17 protein-coding genes and 3 pseudogenes are annotated in these 17,422 nt (G+C 57.8%); 7 read left to right on the plus strand and 13 right to left on the minus strand.

Going from position 1 to position 17,422, the window contains the following annotated elements:
• Together ACZ9BX_RS22755 and ACZ9BX_RS22760 are read right to left on the minus strand one after the other, a co-directional pair.
• Window positions 1-883 (minus strand): annotated as a pseudogene (locus ACZ9BX_RS22755) (dihydroxyacetone kinase subunit DhaK); the annotation flags it as partial.
• Between the two features lie 22 nt (window positions 884-905).
• On the minus strand, window positions 906-1,676 hold the full coding sequence (locus ACZ9BX_RS22760) for an SDR family oxidoreductase (RefSeq protein ID WP_476220269.1): 771 nt from the start codon (window positions 1,674-1,676) through the stop codon (window positions 906-908).
• A gap of 145 nt (window positions 1,677-1,821) precedes the next feature.
• Between ACZ9BX_RS22760 and ACZ9BX_RS22765 the strand changes: the two are divergent.
• Window positions 1,822-2,103: pseudogene (locus tag ACZ9BX_RS22765) on the plus strand (ISL3 family transposase); the annotation flags it as partial.
• A gap of 725 nt (window positions 2,104-2,828) precedes the next feature.
• On the opposite strand, the pseudogene ACZ9BX_RS22770 reads toward ACZ9BX_RS22765, so the two are convergent.
• From ACZ9BX_RS22770 to pdxR, 4 genes and pseudogenes are all read right to left on the minus strand, one after another.
• Window positions 2,829-2,942, minus strand: a pseudogene (locus tag ACZ9BX_RS22770) (ABC transporter ATP-binding protein); the annotation flags it as partial.
• A gap of 39 nt (window positions 2,943-2,981) precedes the next feature.
• The gene (locus ACZ9BX_RS22775; protein WP_476220271.1) at window positions 2,982-4,331 is read right to left on the minus strand and encodes a DUF7986 domain-containing protein; all 1,350 of its coding nucleotides are present in this window, start codon (window positions 4,329-4,331) and stop codon (window positions 2,982-2,984) included.
• Between the two features lie 120 nt (window positions 4,332-4,451).
• The gene (locus ACZ9BX_RS22780; RefSeq protein ID WP_476220272.1) at window positions 4,452-4,667 is read right to left on the minus strand and encodes a helix-turn-helix domain-containing protein; all 216 of its coding nucleotides are present in this window, start codon (window positions 4,665-4,667) and stop codon (window positions 4,452-4,454) included.
• Window positions 4,668-4,786: 119 nt separating this feature from the next.
• Window positions 4,787-6,244: a MocR-like pyridoxine biosynthesis transcription factor PdxR gene (gene pdxR, locus ACZ9BX_RS22785; protein WP_476220274.1), complete on the minus strand. Its 1,458-nt coding sequence runs from the start codon at window positions 6,242-6,244 to the stop codon at window positions 4,787-4,789.
• A 73-nt stretch (window positions 6,245-6,317) separates the two neighbouring features.
• On the opposite strand from pdxR, the gene ACZ9BX_RS22790 reads away from it, so the two are divergent.
• The 4 genes from ACZ9BX_RS22790 to ACZ9BX_RS22805 all read left to right on the plus strand — a co-directional run bounded on the left by ACZ9BX_RS22790 (window position 6,318) and on the right by ACZ9BX_RS22805 (window position 8,452).
• Window positions 6,318-6,941 (plus strand): FMN-binding negative transcriptional regulator, encoded by a 624-nt coding sequence (locus tag ACZ9BX_RS22790; protein WP_476220275.1) that lies wholly within the window; start codon window positions 6,318-6,320, stop codon window positions 6,939-6,941.
• Between the two features lie 30 nt (window positions 6,942-6,971).
• A complete protein-coding gene (locus ACZ9BX_RS22795) occupies window positions 6,972-7,667 on the plus strand; it encodes a B3/B4 domain-containing protein (RefSeq protein ID WP_476220276.1) in 696 nt (231 codons plus the stop codon).
• Window positions 7,668-7,814: 147 nt separating this feature from the next.
• A complete protein-coding gene (locus tag ACZ9BX_RS22800) occupies window positions 7,815-8,063 on the plus strand; it encodes a type II toxin-antitoxin system VapB family antitoxin (protein ID WP_476220278.1) in 249 nt (82 codons plus the stop codon).
• The gene (locus ACZ9BX_RS22805; protein WP_476220280.1) at window positions 8,060-8,452 is read left to right on the plus strand and encodes a type II toxin-antitoxin system VapC family toxin; all 393 of its coding nucleotides are present in this window, start codon (window positions 8,060-8,062) and stop codon (window positions 8,450-8,452) included. The genes ACZ9BX_RS22800 and ACZ9BX_RS22805 overlap by 4 nt, the downstream gene beginning before the upstream one ends.
• Window positions 8,453-8,707: 255 nt before the next feature.
• Here the strand turns inward: ACZ9BX_RS22805 and ACZ9BX_RS22810 are convergent, their stop codons facing one another.
• Window positions 8,708-9,619, minus strand: coding sequence for a LysR family transcriptional regulator (locus ACZ9BX_RS22810; protein WP_476220282.1), 912 nt, complete (start codon window positions 9,617-9,619; stop codon window positions 8,708-8,710).
• A gap of 229 nt (window positions 9,620-9,848) precedes the next feature.
• Here ACZ9BX_RS22810 and ACZ9BX_RS22815 point away from each other — a divergent pair, with 229 nt between their 5' ends.
• On the plus strand, window positions 9,849-11,036 hold the full coding sequence (locus ACZ9BX_RS22815) for a beta-propeller fold lactonase family protein (RefSeq protein WP_476220284.1): 1,188 nt from the start codon (window positions 9,849-9,851) through the stop codon (window positions 11,034-11,036).
• Between the two features lie 159 nt (window positions 11,037-11,195).
• Here the strand turns inward: ACZ9BX_RS22815 and ACZ9BX_RS22820 are convergent, their stop codons facing one another.
• From ACZ9BX_RS22820 to ACZ9BX_RS22835, 4 genes are all read right to left on the minus strand, one after another.
• Window positions 11,196-11,984 (minus strand): transporter substrate-binding domain-containing protein, encoded by a 789-nt coding sequence (locus tag ACZ9BX_RS22820; RefSeq protein ID WP_476220286.1) that lies wholly within the window; start codon window positions 11,982-11,984, stop codon window positions 11,196-11,198.
• Between the two features lie 94 nt (window positions 11,985-12,078).
• Window positions 12,079-12,738 carry an amino acid ABC transporter permease gene (locus ACZ9BX_RS22825; RefSeq protein WP_476220288.1) on the minus strand — a complete coding sequence of 220 codons (660 nt, stop codon included), beginning with the start codon at window positions 12,736-12,738 and terminating at the stop codon, window positions 12,079-12,081.
• A gap of 2 nt (window positions 12,739-12,740) precedes the next feature.
• A complete protein-coding gene (locus ACZ9BX_RS22830; protein WP_476220289.1) occupies window positions 12,741-13,538 on the minus strand; it encodes an amino acid ABC transporter ATP-binding protein in 798 nt (265 codons plus the stop codon).
• Entirely contained in the window at window positions 13,535-14,158 is a 624-nt protein-coding gene (locus ACZ9BX_RS22835; RefSeq protein ID WP_476220291.1) for a DUF1989 domain-containing protein, read from the minus strand. Before ACZ9BX_RS22835 ends, ACZ9BX_RS22830 begins: the two co-directional genes overlap by 4 nt.
• Before the next feature lie 374 nt (window positions 14,159-14,532).
• Here ACZ9BX_RS22835 and ACZ9BX_RS22840 point away from each other — a divergent pair, with 374 nt between their 5' ends.
• Window positions 14,533-15,711: a M24 family metallopeptidase gene (locus ACZ9BX_RS22840; protein WP_476220292.1), complete on the plus strand. Its 1,179-nt coding sequence runs from the start codon at window positions 14,533-14,535 to the stop codon at window positions 15,709-15,711.
• A gap of 72 nt (window positions 15,712-15,783) precedes the next feature.
• Here the strand turns inward: ACZ9BX_RS22840 and ACZ9BX_RS22845 are convergent, their stop codons facing one another.
• Both ACZ9BX_RS22845 and ACZ9BX_RS22850 read right to left on the minus strand, forming a co-directional pair.
• The gene (locus tag ACZ9BX_RS22845; RefSeq protein WP_027509025.1) at window positions 15,784-16,197 is read right to left on the minus strand and encodes a VOC family protein; all 414 of its coding nucleotides are present in this window, start codon (window positions 16,195-16,197) and stop codon (window positions 15,784-15,786) included.
• 45 nt (window positions 16,198-16,242) lie between these two features.
• Entirely contained in the window at window positions 16,243-17,409 is a 1,167-nt protein-coding gene (locus tag ACZ9BX_RS22850; protein WP_476220295.1) for a M24 family metallopeptidase, read from the minus strand.
• Window positions 17,410-17,422: the final 13 nt, after the last annotated feature.

Raw genomic sequence — 17,422 nt, forward strand, 5'->3', positions numbered from 1 at the left:
GATATAGGTCTTGTGGATCTTCAGTCCGCGTCCGGTGATTTCGGACTCGATCGTGTCATGGAGAATATAGAGCTCGTTGAGAGGCGTGGCTCCGAGACCTGAGACAATCACCGCGACTTCGGTTCCGGCAGCGAGATTATGGTCGTCGAGAACGGCATTCGCCATGTCGCGTGCAACTTCGCTTGCCTGTTTCAGCGGTTCGACCCGCACGCCCGGCTCGCCGTGATGGCCGATGCCGACCTCCATCGTCCCGGGCTCGATCGAGAAATTGGGATGCCCGACAGCCGGCAGGGTGCAGGGACCGAGGCCGACGCCGATCGAGCGGCAGTTGTCGATCGCCCGTTGCGCGACTGCCTGAACCTCTTCGAGGCTCCCACCCTCTGCCGCCTTGGCGCTACCACACTTCCACATGAAGATCTCCCCGGCGACGCCGCGGCGTTTCTCCCGCTCGTCTGGCCCGGCCGAACACACGTCATCATTGGCAACGACGGTCGTGATGGTTGATGCCTTCCTTCGCCGCAAGCTTGATCGCCATTTTGACGTTCATGTTGTCGCCGGCATAGTTGCCGTAGAGGCAGACGACGCCATTGCCGCCATTCACTTCCCGCGCCGCGTCAAGGAAACTCTTGGCGGTCGGCGACGAAAAGAGCTCGCCCACGGCGACTGCATCCAGCATGTTGCGGCCGGTGTAACCGATAAACGCCGGCTCGTGGCCCGATCCGCCGCCGGTGATGACGCCGACCTTGCCGCTGACCGGCGCATGGCGGGCGACGACGACGCGCGGATTGCTACTTCCGAGCCTGACGATATCGGCATGCGCCTTGACGAAGCCCTTAACCGTATCCTCGACGACTTCGTCAGGATTATTGATGAACCGCTGCATTGTAACTCCTGTTCTCCGCTCGTCAGACAATCGTGTAGCCGCCGTCGATCAAAAGGTCCGCGCCGTTGATCATGTCGGCCCCGTTCGAGGCCAGAAACACCGCGGCGGCGGCTATTTCTTCCGGGACGGCGAAACGGCCGGTTGGGATGCGCTGCTTCAGCGCCTCACCGCGCGGACCATCCCATGCCTTCTTGCCAAGATCTGTCAGGACGACAGTCGGAGAAATGGTGTTGACGGTAATGCCATGTTTGCCCCATTCGGCAGCAAGCGTCTTTGATAGGCCGATGACGCCGAATTTCGACGCGCAATAGGCGACGTGCTGATCGATTGCGACCGTGCCGGCCTGCGACGCCATATTGATGATCTTGCCACCCTTTCCCGCTTTGATCATCGCCCGGCCCGCTGCTTGCGAAACAAGGAACGTGCCCTTCAGATTGATGGCAATGGTCTTGTCCCAGGCGTCGAGTGTCAGGTCTTCAGCGGGAGCAAGCATGACCACGCCCGCACTGTTGACGACGATGTCGAGATGCCCGAAAGCTGCCTCCGCTGAAGCGATGACGCCTTCCACCGATTGTGCGCTTGAGACGTCGCACACGAAGGATCTGGCGCCACTGCCGAGTTCGTCGGCCTTGGATCTCGCGACCGATTCATTGATATCAATCACGCCGACGACAGCACCCTTCGCCGCCAACGCCGAGGCGATGGCGCTGCCGATGCCGGACGCGCCGCCGGTGACCAGGGCGACCTTACCACTCAGCGAAAAGTTCAGATCAACCTGTTTTGAATCAGTCATGGATCTCTTCCCGACCTGTCGGAACGAGGGGTGGATCAACCACCCCTGGATGGAATTAGTTGCGCGTGGACAGAAGCTGGTCGACGTTCTCGGCCGTCACCGGCGTCCATGGTACATTGTAGTTCTTGTCCTTGCCGTCGTTCCACCCTTATATTTTCAGGCGTTTCTCGCCCAGTGCTGGAAAGATGGTAATCGCCGCGGACGGCAATACGAACAGTGCGGCTATTCAGGCAGTTTCTCGAATCTCGAACGACTTTTCAAAAGCTGGCGCCGCGCCGAGAGGTCGGAGGAAGAAAGTGCGTCGTCGGCTCCGATCATTCCCCATCAACAAGTCCGTGACGCTATCCTGGTACGGGATCCTGAGACTGGCCATGTGATTTCACCGGTCATCGCAGCGGTCCTTTGCATGAACCCACGAGGCCTCCTGAGATCAAATACGCGAGGAAGGTGGTGAGGCTGCTGCCAATCATGAGGAAGTTGCACAGGCCACGTCGCGATGGTTCGGCAAAGCCAAAATGTAGGGAAGGCTCGGTTGCGCTGCATCGCGGGGTTTTCCTGCAGGTGAGCGGAGGGGTTTTCCGGTGGAAAGGAGAGGCTTCGAACGATGAGACTTGGCCAAAGGCGCGGCCTGGAACCTTATTTCGTGCATCTTGAAGATGCGAGCTATGAAGCGTACTTTCCGACGTCGCCCGCTCTAGGGCGCTGCTCATCATTTCTTGAGCCCCGTCCCCTTGCGGGGCTTCTTTTCCCAGCGCGTCATCACCAGGCATCGTCCGGCAGAACACGCGAACTTGTTTCGCGCGCCACGAAAACGCTCGCTGTCGTCGCGACCGTGCAAAGCTCTAAAACTCTCACGGACGTCATAATGGTCACTCGGCCACTTGCTACTTAGGAGCATGGCCGGTGAGATCCTCGACTGTGTCAGAGTATCGATATCGTTTGTTGCCTTCGATTTCGACGTCCATCGGGCTGACAAAATGGGGGACCTCACCGAGCCATGCGCTTAAACTCCATTGCGTTTATTAGAATTCAGTAAATGGCGCCTTGAAATAATTTTCTTCCTTCCCGGCATCGAAGCTTGCGGCTTATATCACAACGTACCCCAGCGCTGTCGGCCGACGAGCACTCACTCTACCGTCACTGAAATGTCCTGCGGCGGCGCCGTGCGATCTCCGAGCGCATATGGACGCGCAATTCAGTATCGAGATTCGACAGCGGTTCGTCGAACAGCAAAACATCCGGATTACCTGCAGTGGCGCGGCCGATAGTCTCAGGGCATTATTAGGACACAGAACGACGGTAGGGTTACTGGCGCAGATCGATGACGCCGAGTTCGTGCCACATCCACTCGAAACTGTATGTGGCCATGGGGTCTGCGGAGTTCGGCCGTTTTGCGGATTGATTTTCGAGATATTTCAGCCACTCGGCAACCTGCTGGCGACCGGATGCTGATTTTGCCGCCTGGCGCGGCGTCTTGTTGCCGAGCAGGCCGACCGGCTGGTCGAGGGTTTCACGATACTGGCGGTCCATGAACTGATGGACGATCTGCTCTGCGATTTCGGGCGGAATGTCGGATGTAGCTTCTGTCTGATCCTGAGAAGAACGTTCGGCCATCATCTGCTCAGCGGTGCGGATTTCCGTGAGCGGAGTGAGCACGAGATCGCCGAGGATCTTCTGGATCAGGGCCGTTCCTTTTTCCGCACGGTCAGCTGAGTTGGTCGCCAGATGCAGGAAGCGACTCTTGAGCTCCACATTTCCCAGCACGCGCAAGCCGCTGTCCATGGTGGTGTCGAGAGAAAGCCCGGCGTTCTTCTTGTTCTTGCTTTGCGGTTGGTCCTCTAACCAGTTCCAGAACTTTGCGCTCTCCTGCGACATGCCGGGAATGCTGTTCACGCGAGAAGCAATGTCCTTCTGGGTTGTGCCGGATGCTAGCGGAAATCTCACATCGTGGAAGACGAGATCGTCCCCGTCGGCATTCTGGAGCCGCGGCATGTCCATTGTCCGCTCAAGCGTGTCGAACAGCCATGAGAGGGTGAACATGGAGGCTGCGGCCTGCAGGTCTTCATCCTTGATGGCCGGTAGTTTCTTTGCGTTCTTTTTGCCGAACATCTGCCGCAGGCCATCGAGCAGTGCGTCGGTAGCCTGCGGCGTGAACGGCAAAAGACCGCCGGCAAACACGTTTTTTCCCATGACGGGGACAATGCGGGCAGCAATCCTGTCCCACTGCTTTAGCGATTTAGTGGCCGTTCCCTCGCTGACGGCGAGCGGCTCGCCACCCCGAATGAGGTCACGCGCCATGAGAGACTTGCCCGGAACGACCTCACTGACCTCGTACAAGCTCATGACGGAGGTTCGCAGCGCCGTCATATAGGCTTTTGCCTGGGCATTTTCCTTCCAGCCGCGGCGTTTGAGATATTCATCAACGATGTTGCCGCCCTCGACTTCAAAATCCTGAGTGAGGAAATCCTCGAAGGCGCAACCCCAGAGTGTCATGGACCAAACTTCACCGAGGATTTCGGCAATGTCCTCGAAGTCTATGCCGCTGGCATCGAGGACCGGCCCGAAATGGTCGTAAAACACCTCGTCGAAGCATTCACTCCATTCGTCCCGGGCGAGGAATTTCATCAGCCCCTTGAGGTCATGGCTGGTTGGCATAGAAAATCTCCAGGTTCTGGCGATGCTCGGCCGCGATGCGTGAGACGGTCGGCACGCTGATATCGCAGAGTCTCGCCGTTTCGGCGCCGCACTTTTGACCGATGCGAACTTCGGCTTCCCCTAGTTCGCCAAGAGTTCTTGCCCGGCGTTAGTAGGTGGCAGCCCGCGAGAGGTTCTGCTGAGAAATTGCGTCCCGAGATGAGCCTCAAGCCCCGCGATTTGTTTTCTCACGGCAGGCGGTCCGATACCAAGTTCACGGTCGACATGGGTGAAGCTGCCATGATCTACGACCCGGACGAACAACTGCAATGATGAAAAAGCGATCCACGGAACCATTGCCTATTGGGCGTATCGTTGGCACGACCTCTTCAGAACCTCAAGTGACTTTGACCGGCAGCCTTTGCCAGAAAACGGCTGTTCAGCCGCAGCGCCATGTCCGCTCAGGTCCAAACCGGTCATGCCGACCATAACTTGGATCGGTAGACTCGTGCTAGGTTGTCTATCCCCTTTGCAATCAGCGCAACAGCGATTGACGCGTATCCGAATATGAAGCCCGCGCGTTGATCAGTTGGAGCCTCGAACAAGCGCGAGATTGGATAGATGCCGACACCATCCTTCCTGGCACGGGCGGCGAAACCCTCTTCATCGCTTGCCGCCATGCGGTTGAACCACACTACGATATGAAGACCCGCCGACGTTCCTACGATATCAACCTCGCCGCCAAACGCGTCCGCCATTGCTTTTAAGAAAACCGCACGTCTTTCCGCGTTCAGTCGCCTCATCTTCCGAACATGGCTCTCATATGCTCCCGATTCGATCATTGCGGCGAGCGCCTCTTGCTCGAAGCTCGAGCTGTGTCGATCCGTGATCTGCTTGCAACGTACGAAGGGGTCGACAAGCTTGCCAGGCAGCACCATGTAACCAAGTCGAAGTGTCGGCGACAGGGTCTTGGATACGGTGCCGACATAGATGACCCGACCCTGACCTGTAATCGACAGCGGGGGGATCGGACGTACGTCATAGCGATACTCGCCGTCGTAATCGTCCTCGATGATGTAAGTGTTCCCGGCGTTCGCCCATTCAATCAGGGCCTGGCGACGATGAGAGGGTAGGACGCCACCCAACGGAAACTGATGACTGGGCGTCACAAATGCCAGGGCGACGTCCTTCGGATCGGGAAGCTGAGTCGTATCCATTCCGTCCCTGTCGCAATATACTGGAATGGACTTTGCCCCTGTAGCAAGCATCACGTTCCGGGCCATCGCGTAGCAAGGCTCCTCGAGGACAACTAAGCCTCCAGGATCGACAAGTACCCGCGCACACAGGTCCAACGCCTGCTGGGAACCGCTGACGATGATGATCTGCGAGACATCGCATTCAATGCCACGGGCTCGCCAGAGATAACCTTGCAAGGCATGGCGAAGTGCCAGATTCCCGGCTGGGTGCTCATAGCCAAGCCGTTCTTTGTGAGCCAGAACTGCGGAGTTCAAGGCACGCCGCCAGGCAAGCTTGGGAAAGTCAGATGAAGCGATGTCTCCGTACCGAAAGTCGTATTGCAAGGCTTCCTGTTCGGCGCTGATGTTCTTCGGCAACGCCATTACGCGCGAGGCATACTCAGACACCTGAGGCGCGGTTTCCCGCCCCTGCGGTGCTTCTCCAGTATCCGCAGGTCGCCCACTAGAGGTGACCGTCGGCCGCGTACCCTGCCGCACCTGAATGTATCCCTCAGAGATCAACTGGTCGTAGGCAGCCGTTACTGTGGTCCTGGAGACACCGAGTTGGTCCGCAAGCGCGCGGCTCGAGGACAACCTGTCGCCCGGCGCGTAAACGCCAGACATGATTTGGTCACGCAAGGAAAGGTATATGCGGCGGGTCGCGCCGGTTTTTCTTGAGCCTTTTCGAGACTGGACCAACAAAACATTCCCTAACTGGCGGTGTATTTGGGCCACCTGATGTGAATAATGCGCTCACGTCAAGGAGATGCTTATGTACACCCCGCCAGCCTTTGCCGTGGAAGACGCGGCCGAACTCTATGCAATGATGCGGCAATGTCGCCTCGCCGATTTCGTAACGGCTACACCCGATGGCCCGATGGCCACACCCTTACCGATGTTCCTCGATGAGACTGAGGCAGAAAAGGGCGTCCTCTATGCGCATCTCGCTCGACCGAACCCGCAGTGGCAGGCCAATGTCATTGGACATGGACTTGCAGTCTTCATGGGACCCGACGCCTATGTGACCCCCTCTTGGTATGCCTCAAAAGCCGAGCACGGGAAGGTCGTCCCGACGTGGAACTACACAGCCATCCATGCGAGTGGACCGGTTGAGTTCTTCGCAGATGCCGAACGACTGCTTGAGGTAGTGTCGCGGCTTACGGGCATTCACGAGGCGTCACGCCCGCTGCCGTGGGAGGTCACGGATGCCCCCGAAGCCTACATCAAGGCTCAGCTCCGCGGCATTGTCGGCATTCGCATGCCGATCGTTTCGCTGCAGGGGAAGCGGAAGATGAGCCAAAATCGGCCTGAGGCTGATAGAAAGGGGGTAAAGCAAGGGCTCGGCGATAGCCCCAGCCACACCGACCAGATCGTTTCGGACATGATACCGGTCTAAGGTGAGCAATTGGGTTTGAGTGGAAGTCTGATGTTAGCAATAGATGGTGAGTCACCCGTGATCGACGGACGGATCAAGGAAATTGCGCCTGGGTTCAGGGCGATGAGCATTCGTGTCGACGCGACAAACGCTGGGCAAGGAAGCCTCTCACCAAAGCTTCTGACAGATGGCTGCGATTATGTATTGCAGGGCGGCCCAAGCTGGGCTAAGGCCCATTTGGCGAGTTGGGCCGACGCCTATATCCGATTTGGATCAAAGCCCAAACGGACGCCATGTTCAGCGCAGGCGCTGAGAAAGCGGGTGTTAAAAGACGGATCAATCCCTTCTATCAATCCCATCGTCGATCTCTACAACGCTGTCAGTCTCAAATATGCCATTCCGGTTGGCGGCGAGAACTACGATGCCTATCTCGGACGTCCGCTTTTGACTGTGGCCGACGGAAGCGAGACATTCGAAACGGTCATGAACGGCGAAGCGGTGATCGAAAATCCCCTCCCTGGAGAGGTCATCTGGCGAGATGACGCGGGCGTAACATGTCGGCGATGGAACTGGCGGCAGGGCACCCGCACTCGACTGGATGCTGCGGCTGGACGAATGTGGTTTGTATTGGAAAGCCTTGAGACGATGCCAGACGATGCTCTTGCAGAAGCGTCGGACATGCTCGTCGATGGGCTAGAGACGTTGATGCCCGGTTGCTCGGTGTTCGCTCAGAGAATTGCTGTCTGAAGATGACTTGTCCGCTACGGCGCGAAGGAGACTGGACTGTTTTCAGCTTCGGCCCATCGGACGTTATTTTTGCAGACTTGAAATCGGCACGATTTTTATGTAGAAAGCTAGAAATAATGCTATTTTTCTAGACGAAGATTGGCACCGATGAGCCTTAGCATCAAGGATCCGGAAGCCCACCGCTTGGCACAGGCAATCTCCCGTGCCACGGGAGAAAGCATGACCCGCGTCGTGACTGAGGCATTGCGCGAGCGCCTTGCGACAATCGAACGCCGAAAGGGCCGAGCGAGCGTCGAGGAACTTCTGGCGATTGCCGACCGCGCCGCCGCGCACGTGAGACACCCCTATGTCGATCACGCTGACTTTCTCTATGACGAAAACGGCATTCCGAAATGATTGTCGATACCTCCGCACTGGTCGCAATCCTTTACCGCGAGCCCGAAGCGGCAAGCTTTGTAATATTTGTCCACGACGCCGAAACCGCCCGGATGAGCGTCGCGAATTATGTTGAGTTGTCCATGGTGGTGGAAAGCCAGCTCGGGCCTGATGGTATGCGCCAGACTGAAGCTTTCTTCCGACGCGCCGGCATTATCGTCGAGCCCGTCACCGTCGAGCACGGAGAACTGGCACGACAGGCTTTTCTCGATTTCGGCAAAGGCCGCCACAAAGCCGGTCTTAATTTCGGCGACTGCTTTGCCTATGCTCTGGCCAAGGCGTCTGGCGAACCGCTACTGTTCAAGGGCGACGGCTTTTCTCAAACCGATATCCAGGCGGCCTGGTCATAGCCGACGATGCGCGGTTAACCGGACTAACGCGCAGACACATCTGGTGGCCTCCTATGAATAGGCATCGTGCAATGACCCCGTCACCTCAGCAAAAACAATTATCTAACCTGCCGATCGGCACCGGGACCCCATGCCGATTCACAATCATCGATGCGGTCCTCCCTAGCGGGAGCCGCCAAGTCGAAATGCCACGCCGCCGAGCACAACTGGTTCTCATCAGGAACTGGAAGGCGCTGTAACAATCCTAGGGCTCCGTTAGGAGGGATTCAAAGTCGCGCTTACGCCAGCGACTAAGCGCCGGAGCCAAGCTTGACCGGGGTCACTATCATTTCGCCTATGCCACAGCATGGTTTCCGTGTAACCGCTATATTCGAGAGGCACAGGAAAGGACCTTACATCCGGCCAATCCGCCAAATCGAGCACGCCGGATGATACGGTGCAAATCATGTCCGTACGAGAAATGATGGCTGGCACCGCCAGAGAGTAAGGCAAGCTCATCGCGACCGTCCGCTTGAGGCCACGGTCGTCCAGCATCCGATCGATGTAACCTTTCAAGTCACCCACGTGGGTGACCAGCAAGTGCGGATATTTCAAGAACAACTCCAGGGTCAGTTCATCGCGGACTTCGGGATGGTTCACTGAAACAATCGAAAGCCACTTCACATGAAAAAGAGGAGCGCGTTTGATGCTCGTCGGCGCGTCGGGCAAGATTGTAATAGCAAGATCGACAGATCCCTTCTCAAGGCTATCAACGACGTCCTGCCGATGAAGATTTCGAATGATGATCGCAATCCTCGGCGCGATTGATCGCACAGAGGCCATCAAACTCGGCATCAAAGTCGCTGCAAGATGATCTGTCGTCGCAATCCTGAAAACCCGACCAGACCGTGTTGGCGAGAATTGTCCGAATCCGCCCAACGCTTCTTCAATCTGGCGCAGCGCCGAGCGGATGGGATCGGCAAGGTCCAGCGCCTTTTCTGTTGGGCGCACACCATCTGCATGCCGGATAAAAAGATCATCAGCGAAAAGCTGCCGCAAGCGAGCCAACCGCTTGCTCATCGCCGGCTGGCTCAGGCCGATGCGGTGCGCCGCGGCACTGACGCTCCCCTCGCCCAGCAGGGCGTCAAAAGCAACAAGCAGGTTCAAGTCGATTGCAGCCAAATTCATGACGCCATCCTACAGCGGTATATAACTTGAAGGAATATACAGATACCCAATATCGATTGGACGATTGAAGCAAAAACTGGAAGACAAAGCCAGTCGTATCATCCGGAGCCCAATCATGCGAATATGCTCAGGCCTCTTGGCTTTAACGATATTGCTGATACCGTCACTGTCGCGTTCCGAGGCTTCCAGCAGCGAAGCCGAGGCTGTTTACGTGTTGTCAGATACAGATATGGTCCCGACTGTCTACGAAACCGGCGAACTCGGTCCTCCAGACGTGAAGAGCCAGGACACGCTGTCGGTTATAACGTCACCGTTAAGCCCGGCAGCTTCGGTAACAGGGGTGGAAATCTCGAACTCGACCTATGGGCCGCCAGGAGTTCTCGATCTCTCGCCGGACGGCCGCTTCGCTTTTGTTGCGGAGACATACCTCCAGCGGCCCACAGGAGCGACCCGTCTCGATGAACTGCCACCAGGCAATACGATCCGCTCCCTAAATCTCAACGGTGACCGCTCAGTTGTCGACAGCGTGGAAATCGGCAGCCGGCCGCAGGCGATCGAGGTGAGCCCATTGGGGGATCTTATCGCCGCGGTTACGGTCGAAAACAATCGCGAGCTTGCCTTTGTTTCGGTCGATGGCGGTCGTTTCGGCAAGGTTGCGAGCTTCGACCTTGGCCTGGAGCCACCCACCGGCTTCATCCCGTTGAAGTCGACCTGGGTGCAATGGCATCCAAGCGGCCGCTATGTCGCGGTGAACCTGGTGGACCGCAATCAGGTCGGCTTCTATGAGGTAATTCGCGATCAGTCTGGTCACGTCGCAAACATCCATCCGTGGGGCAATCGTGTCCAGACAAACAAATTCCCGTTCGTCGGCCGTTTTTCACCGGACGGGCGCTATTACATCACGTCTGACCTTCAGTGGGGAATTGATACAGATGGCTTTTACGGGGTACAGGAGGGGATTCTGACATCCATCAGGCTCGCGGATGTCGGCTCTTCCGGTGACGTTGCGCGGCACAGGGTTCCCCACATTGCTCTTGGCGGCTGGGGATCGGAGACGATGGCCTTCAGCCCCGACGGCCGCTTCTTGGTCACGTCCAATCTCCGAGGAACTGGAAAGCCGGAAGGTTCGCGTGACTGGACGGAGCGGGCCTCCCTCAGCCTCTACGAATTGAATGCCGAAACCGGCCGATTGACGCTTCACGGTGAGTGGCCGATCTCGTCCGTGCTTCCACAGGGTCTCGCCTTCGACCGCAGCGGGCGGAATGTCTTCGTCGGTGTCAACCGATACAGAAACGAAAGTTCTCCGCTCGGAGCAGTCGAGATCTGGCGGATTGTCACCGAAGGTCGTCCATCGCTCGTCGCAACAAAGGGCCGCATCCGGCTGCCACCGGGCGTACACACGATCGTCTCGCGCTGATCCCGGTCGTCCGTTGGTATCGGTTGAAGACCCGGGTTGGACTTGCGCCCTTGCGACGGAAGACAGAGATCAAGCCGATTTTCAGCGGCTTGATGAGCGAGACATGCAGGCTCACCGTGGCAGGCGTGGCACCCCACGGTGATAGAATTGTGCCTCTGATTATTGAATGCTTTTGATCGGGTCTTTCGGCGCGGGATTGAAGCCCACCAGATCCGTCGTGAGCTTGGCGTAGGTACCATCTGCAACCATGTCGGCGAGCGCCTTGTTGACCGCCTTGACGAGTTCAGGCTTGCCCTTTTTGACGGCGAAACCCTTCTGGACATGGCTGACAAAATCAGGAAGGACCTCAAGTGGCATGTTTGCCGACTTGATCATGTAGCCGGCGCCGATCGCATCGGTGATTTCAGCGTCGATGTTGCCGTTGATCAGGTCCTGGATGCCGTCTGTCTCAGCCTTGTATCCCTTGACGGCAGCACCCTTGTCTTCTGCGATCTTGGCGAAGGTGGAAGACGCCAGGGCGCCGACGGTCTTGCCCTTCAGGTCAGCCGGCGTCCTGATTGCGGAGCCCTTCGCAACAACAACGACGCCGCCGGATTCGAGCCACCCGTTGGCAAAGACGACCTGCTTCTGGCGCTCGGCCGTGATGTCCATCGCATCGCTGGTGATGTCGTATTGATCGGCCTGAAGCCCGATCAACAAGGATTCCCACTTGATGATGACAGGCGTGTATTCGAGGTCGAGGCGTTGGCAGATTTCCTTCATCACGCGGATTTCAAGTCCATCCAAGGTGCCATCAGCAGCGCGCATGCTGAAGGGTGGAAAAGTACCTTCGGTGGCTACGAGTAACTTGCCGGGCTGGAGCAACTCGAGTTCGGCGGCCGAGGCGGCAACGTGGCTGGAAAAGGCGGCTGCTGCGGTCAAGGCAAGGGCGATTATCTGATGTTTCATTTCTGTTCCCTTCTTAATTCTTCGAGGCCCCTCGCCGGCTGGCCGAGAGGGGTTAGGTTCTTCGGGCACGATGCACGAGGAATAGGTCAATTGTTCAGTTATGCACTGCATAGCGGCGCTCGAGCCAAGCGGCGAGTTGCGTGAGAATGGTCGTCAACAGCAGGTAAATCACCGCAACTGCAATGTAGAAGTCGAACGGGCGAAAAGTCATTGCAATCAGTGTCTGGGCATACAACGTCAATTCGACGACGGTGATCGTCGACAGGAGCGAGGTATTCTTCAGCGTCGAGATCGCCTCGTTGGTTAGCGACGGAAGAACGATGCGAAACACCTGCGGCAGGATAATGCTGCGCATTGTCGCGGCCTGGCTGAAGCCGATCGCGAGGGCGGATTCCGTCTGGCCCCGAGGGATAGCCGAGAGCCCGCTGCGGATGATTTCCGCAACATAGGCGCCGCTGTTGATGCCGAGTGCGAGAACCCCGGCCGTAAAAGGCGAAAGCCTGATCCCTATCTGAGGAAAACCGAAATAGACGATGAAGATCTGGATGATCGTCGGCGTCCCGCGAATGAACCAGATGTAAAACGCGGTGACGGAGCGAACAGTGCGCCATCTCGAGGTTTGCCCGAGCGCGGCCAGCAGACCGGAAATCCAGCTGACGATGATGGTCAGGACCGTGAGCCAGAAAACCGTCCAGGACGCCATCAGGAACCCGAAACCGTAGAGCCTGACATCCGCCAGAGAATTAGACAGCATGATCAAGCTCCTTCCGCTGCTGCACTGCCGTAAGCCAGGCCATCATGCAGAATGCGATGAAGGAATTGCCGCAGCCGGTCGCTTTGGGGATTTCGCAGGATATCGGGCGCGCCCCGTTCGGCAATCACGCCCTTGTCAAAGAACAGCACGCGCGAGGAAACGTCGCGTGCGAAGGCAATCTCGTGCGTGACCAGCAGCATGGTCATTCCTTCCGAGGCAAGCGAAGCCATCAGCACCAGCACTTCGTGCACCAGTTCCGGATCAAGCGCCGAGGTGACTTCATCGAACAACATAAGCCGCGGCTTCATGGCGAGCGCCCTGACGATCGCAACGCGCTGTTGCTGACCGCCGGAAAGCTGAGACGGATAGCTGTGCCTCTTGTCATAGAGGCCGATGCGCGACAAAAGCGCCTCCGCCTCTTCGATTGCCCGCGCTTTTTGAAGCTTCAACAGTGCCATGGGCGCATGGACGACGTTTTCCAGCACCGTCATGTGCGGCCACAGATTGTAGCTCTGGAAAACCATGCCGACCCGCTGCCTGAGCGACTGCATTTGCGCAGGCGTGGGAAGAAAGCGGGACTCCGTTCGAAAATCGAAGGATAGCTCTTCGAATTTCAGGAAACCCTCCTGCGGCATTTCGAGACCGTTGATGGAGCGCAGGAACGTGCTCTTTCCGGAGCCGCTGGCACCGATGATCGACACGACTTCACCGGCCTGTACGTCCAGTGAGACACCCTTGAGGACCTCATTTTCGCCGAAGCTCTTTTTGATGTCCTTGAGCGCAAGAAGCGGTCCGGTCATTGTAAAGCCTCCGGATATTCATCGGCAATCCGAATTGCTATGTCCCGGGGTGTGCGATCGTCGCCGTTTATGACCGTGATATCCTGAGGGCAGGCCGAGAGCACTAGAAGCAGATCCATTTCAGCCCGTAGCGCGACATAGTCTCCTGCCTTCGACGCGGGCGCACGCCGCTCAAGGCTGCCGTCGGCGTGCACCGGGACGTTCATAAAAAGATTAAGCGAGGCGGGAGTGAAAGGAAGCTGTCTCTCCTTGGCGGCAAGCGCTTCATGAAAGTTGTCGGAGCAGCTGCGATGATAGCCATCGCAGCCGAGTTGTTCGTAGATTTCCGCATTGCAGGGGCAGAGCAGTGTGTCGTGACAGAGCAGCGCGCTATCGTCGAGCAATGTCATCATGGGCCGCCGCCGATTGCTGACGAACTTCATACCCTTCTCCAGGTAGATGCTGCTGTTGACCGAGCGGGTGTGATCCATCGAGCTGAACTCCAACGGATCGGTCTCGGACAAGGCCCAGGCATCCACAACCTGGTTGCCGTGCAGATTGGCAATTACGGCAACCTGCCCAGCCTGCATGCGATATGCGCGCCCATGGCTCGCCGGCACGATTTCAGAAATCACGGTCATTCTTCACTTACCCAACGATGCCCAGGTCACGATGCGCAACCGGCCTGCGGCAGCGATCTACAACGTCATTCAGCCGCTTACAGAAAAGCTTATTCAGTATACCGCTGGAATTCAACTATAAAATTCAGATATTTATGATGATCTTATAGTCATAATGCACAATTTAGAGACTCCGAATGATGAAATTTTCATCAGAGACAATTATGAGTAGATCGGGTTGATCGAGTGATTGACGTCAGAACACTGTTGGTGTACCGAAATTATTTAACTGCCGCGACGTGATCGTGCGCTTCAATCCATTGCCGCTGCGACAACGCACGTTTACTTCGAAAGAGGTGTCGCTTCCGTTCTGATTGACGTTCTCAGGAGACCTGATGACCCGCTATTTCCCACAGGAAGAATATGAAAACCGTTGGGATCGTGTTCTTAAGGAAATGCAGTCGCGCGGTTTCGAGACCGCCGTCGTCTTCGGCCGCGGTGGTGGCACCACGGATAATTGCGGCGATATTCTTTATCTCTCCAATCATTATGCCATCAGCGGCGGCATGGATTCGCTGATATGGTCGGCGCGCTCGTTCTCCGGCGTTATCCTTCAGCAGGGGACAGAGCCACAACTCCATATCGACGAACCCGAGGTGCGCACCGATCTCGTGTCCATCTCGGACGCACATTGTTCGAACCATCCCTTCCGTAGCGTGGCGAAAGCACTCACAGAGAGGGGCGTTGCCGCGCGCGTGGCACTGGTGGGCACACAGTTTATCCCGATGAAATTCTATCAGCAGCTTCTTGAGGACGCGCCGGACATTCAATGGATCCCTGCCGATGATCTCGTCCGTTCGGCACGGCGGATCAAAAGCCCTCGTGAGCAGGACTGTTACCGCATTGGCGGCGAGACTGCCACGGCCGGCCTGAACCGTTTGATGGAGGGTTTGATCAGCGGCCTTTCAGAGCGGGAAGCCGCGGGCGAGGCTGCCCGCGAAGTGGTGCGGCGCGGTGGTCGTGTGCAGATGATCGGAACGAACCATGGCGAAACGCTCGGCTTCGACCAGCGGTTTCCGCTGACGGGCTATAGCGCCGATACGCCCAAACCCGGCGATATCGTCACCGGCACCCTCCATGGCGCCTTGCACCAGGGTTACTATCTTGATCCTGGCCGGACGGGCGTTCGCGGCAGGCCAAATGCAGATCAACGAAGGCTGATCGATGCGGTCGCGGACCTCGTACACCGCCTCTCGGAAATGATGCGCCCTGGGGTCAGGCTTCTTGATGTCGCTGCAGAAGGTGACCGGCTGACGGCAGCCTTCGGCGGATCGATCTCGCCGATCATGAAGAACTTCCCTTTTTACGGACACGGAATCGGCCTGGGGTTCGAGCAGCCGCGCATTTCCACCGTGATGTCTCTGCCGGAAGATGTCGTCGACGAAAACATGGTGTTCGGTGTCGAGGCCTTCCTGTCGCACGATGGCGTCGGCGCGGCCTTTTACGAGGACATCATCATCATCGGCAAGGATAGCAACGAGTTACTGACGCCCTCGCCCACCCATTGGTGGTAAGCGGGAGGCCTATCTCTTCGCAAAATCCATGGTGATGAGAAAACCGGCGACCTTTGGCCGCCGGATTTCTTTCTAATGCGCGAAAACGCCGTCGAAATCCTTGAAGCCCTTGACCTCGATCGGATTGCCACTCGGGTCGAAGAAGAACATCGTGCGCTGCTCGCCCGGTTCGCCCTCAAAGCGCACGACCGGCGGGATGTCGAAGGCAATGCCGGCGTCCTGCAGGCGCTTCGACAGGGCGAACCAGTCGTCCAGCGGCAAGACGACGCCGAGATGCGGCATCATCACCATGTGGTCGCCGACCTTGCCTGTGCGGGTAACCTCAAACGGCTTGCCGAGATGCAGCGAGATCTGGTGGCCAAAGAAATCGAAATCGACCCATGTGTCGGTTGACCGGCCTTCTTCACACCCCAGGACGCCGCCGTAAAACTGGCGGCATTGGTCGAGATCGGTCACGTGATAGGCGAGATGGAAAAGCGAACGCATGATGGCTCCTTGCGATGTTGGAATGCTGAAGTTGTAGAACCGGTTTTAGCGGATGGTGAGATCCCGCTGCAGATTAGACAGAGGCTCGGCGCCGTTCTCTGTCACGATGACGGTTTCGGAGGCGCCAACGGTCCACACACCGTAGCTGCGCAGGGTCGCCGGCAGATGGAAGACCATGCCGGGCTCGATGATCCGGTCGACGCCGGAAAACAAACTAAGGATGCCACCCTCCCCCCAGTCCGGCGCAAAGGCGACCCCCATCGAATAGCCGATCCGCTTGCGGAAGGCGGCCGTGTAGCCTGCCGCGTCGATAACCCGCTGTGCTGCCTCGTGTGGCGCTGCGCAGGACGCCCCCGGCTTTATCTCGGACAGTGCTGCATCGAGCGCGGTCAGCGAGCAATCCATCATTCGTCGCGCCTCGACGGGTGGCTGACCGATCCAGACGGTTCGCATCAGCGCAGCATGATAGCGGGCATGACTGCCTGCCAATTCGAGAAACACGGGATCGCCCTCTTCAAGTCGTCGTCGTCGCCACGTCATGTGCGGCAAGCCGCTGCGCGGGCCAGAAGAGATCAGCGGCTCCATTGCCATCACCTCGGATCCCGCCCGCGTGGCAGCATCGAGCATGGCAGCGGCGATGGCATTTTCGTCCGTGCCGGCGCCACTGGCCGAAATTCCCGCGGCAAGACCGGCTTGCGCGTAAGTCGCGGCCAACCGGATGGCTGCCAATTCTGCGGGTGACTTAACCGTTCTGAGCGGCACCAGAATGCCGGAGCCATCCGGCATGGTCTCGACGCCGATTTCGGTGGCAATCTTTTGTGCCAGCATCGGTGACAAGAACCAGCCGGCAAGCTCGATGGCCGATCGCCTTATGCCCCGTTCCCGCAGAAGCTGGACCAGCAGGGAGGCCGGCTCTTCTCCATCCTGATAGACGGCAATATCGTCCAGCCAGGTGTTGGCGATAGATCCGACCAATTCCAGTTGGCGAACCAAAAGCGTCGGCTCGCCCTCCTCGGGCATGATCAGGGCCTGAAAGGCGAAATAGCCCGCCGTCTGGCGGCCCGTCAGCCAGTAGATGTTTTCCGGGGTCGTGACAATCAGCGCGTCGTATCCGGCGGCGTTGATTGCGGCCCGGGCGCGGGCCTGTCGGGCCTTGAATTCGTCTTTAGGGAAAGAGGCTTCGCAACCTCGGAATTCGGCAAGCTCAGGCATGTAATCTTACTCG

Source organism: Rhizobium sp. USDA 3886 (assembly GCF_056279785.1).

Bases quoted from the DNA above. Each gene is read 5' to 3' on its own strand.
- ACZ9BX_RS22760 (WP_476220269.1), bottom strand. From the start codon at position 1,676: ATGACTGATTCAAAACAGGTTGATCTGAACTTTTCGCTGAGTGGTAAG.
- ACZ9BX_RS22775 (WP_476220271.1), bottom strand. From the start codon at position 4,331: ATGCCAACCAGCCATGACCTCAAGGGGCTGATGAAATTCCTCGCCCGG.
- ACZ9BX_RS22780 (WP_476220272.1), bottom strand. From the start codon at position 4,667: ATGGTTCCGTGGATCGCTTTTTCATCATTGCAGTTGTTCGTCCGGGTC.
- ACZ9BX_RS22790 (WP_476220275.1), top strand. From the start codon at position 6,318: ATGTACACCCCGCCAGCCTTTGCCGTGGAAGACGCGGCCGAACTCTAT.
- ACZ9BX_RS22795 (WP_476220276.1), top strand. From the start codon at position 6,972: ATGTTAGCAATAGATGGTGAGTCACCCGTGATCGACGGACGGATCAAG.
- ACZ9BX_RS22800 (WP_476220278.1), top strand. From the start codon at position 7,815: ATGAGCCTTAGCATCAAGGATCCGGAAGCCCACCGCTTGGCACAGGCA.
- ACZ9BX_RS22805 (WP_476220280.1), top strand. From the start codon at position 8,060: ATGATTGTCGATACCTCCGCACTGGTCGCAATCCTTTACCGCGAGCCC.
- ACZ9BX_RS22810 (WP_476220282.1), bottom strand. From the start codon at position 9,619: ATGAATTTGGCTGCAATCGACTTGAACCTGCTTGTTGCTTTTGACGCC.
- ACZ9BX_RS22815 (WP_476220284.1), top strand. From the start codon at position 9,849: ATGGTCCCGACTGTCTACGAAACCGGCGAACTCGGTCCTCCAGACGTG.
- ACZ9BX_RS22820 (WP_476220286.1), bottom strand. From the start codon at position 11,984: ATGAAACATCAGATAATCGCCCTTGCCTTGACCGCAGCAGCCGCCTTT.
- ACZ9BX_RS22825 (WP_476220288.1), bottom strand. From the start codon at position 12,738: ATGCTGTCTAATTCTCTGGCGGATGTCAGGCTCTACGGTTTCGGGTTC.
- ACZ9BX_RS22830 (WP_476220289.1), bottom strand. From the start codon at position 13,538: ATGACCGGACCGCTTCTTGCGCTCAAGGACATCAAAAAGAGCTTCGGC.
- ACZ9BX_RS22835 (WP_476220291.1), bottom strand. From the start codon at position 14,158: ATGACCGTGATTTCTGAAATCGTGCCGGCGAGCCATGGGCGCGCATAT.
- ACZ9BX_RS22840 (WP_476220292.1), top strand. From the start codon at position 14,533: ATGACCCGCTATTTCCCACAGGAAGAATATGAAAACCGTTGGGATCGT.
- ACZ9BX_RS22845 (WP_027509025.1), bottom strand. From the start codon at position 16,197: ATGCGTTCGCTTTTCCATCTCGCCTATCACGTGACCGATCTCGACCAA.
- ACZ9BX_RS22850 (WP_476220295.1), bottom strand. From the start codon at position 17,409: ATGCCTGAGCTTGCCGAATTCCGAGGTTGCGAAGCCTCTTTCCCTAAA.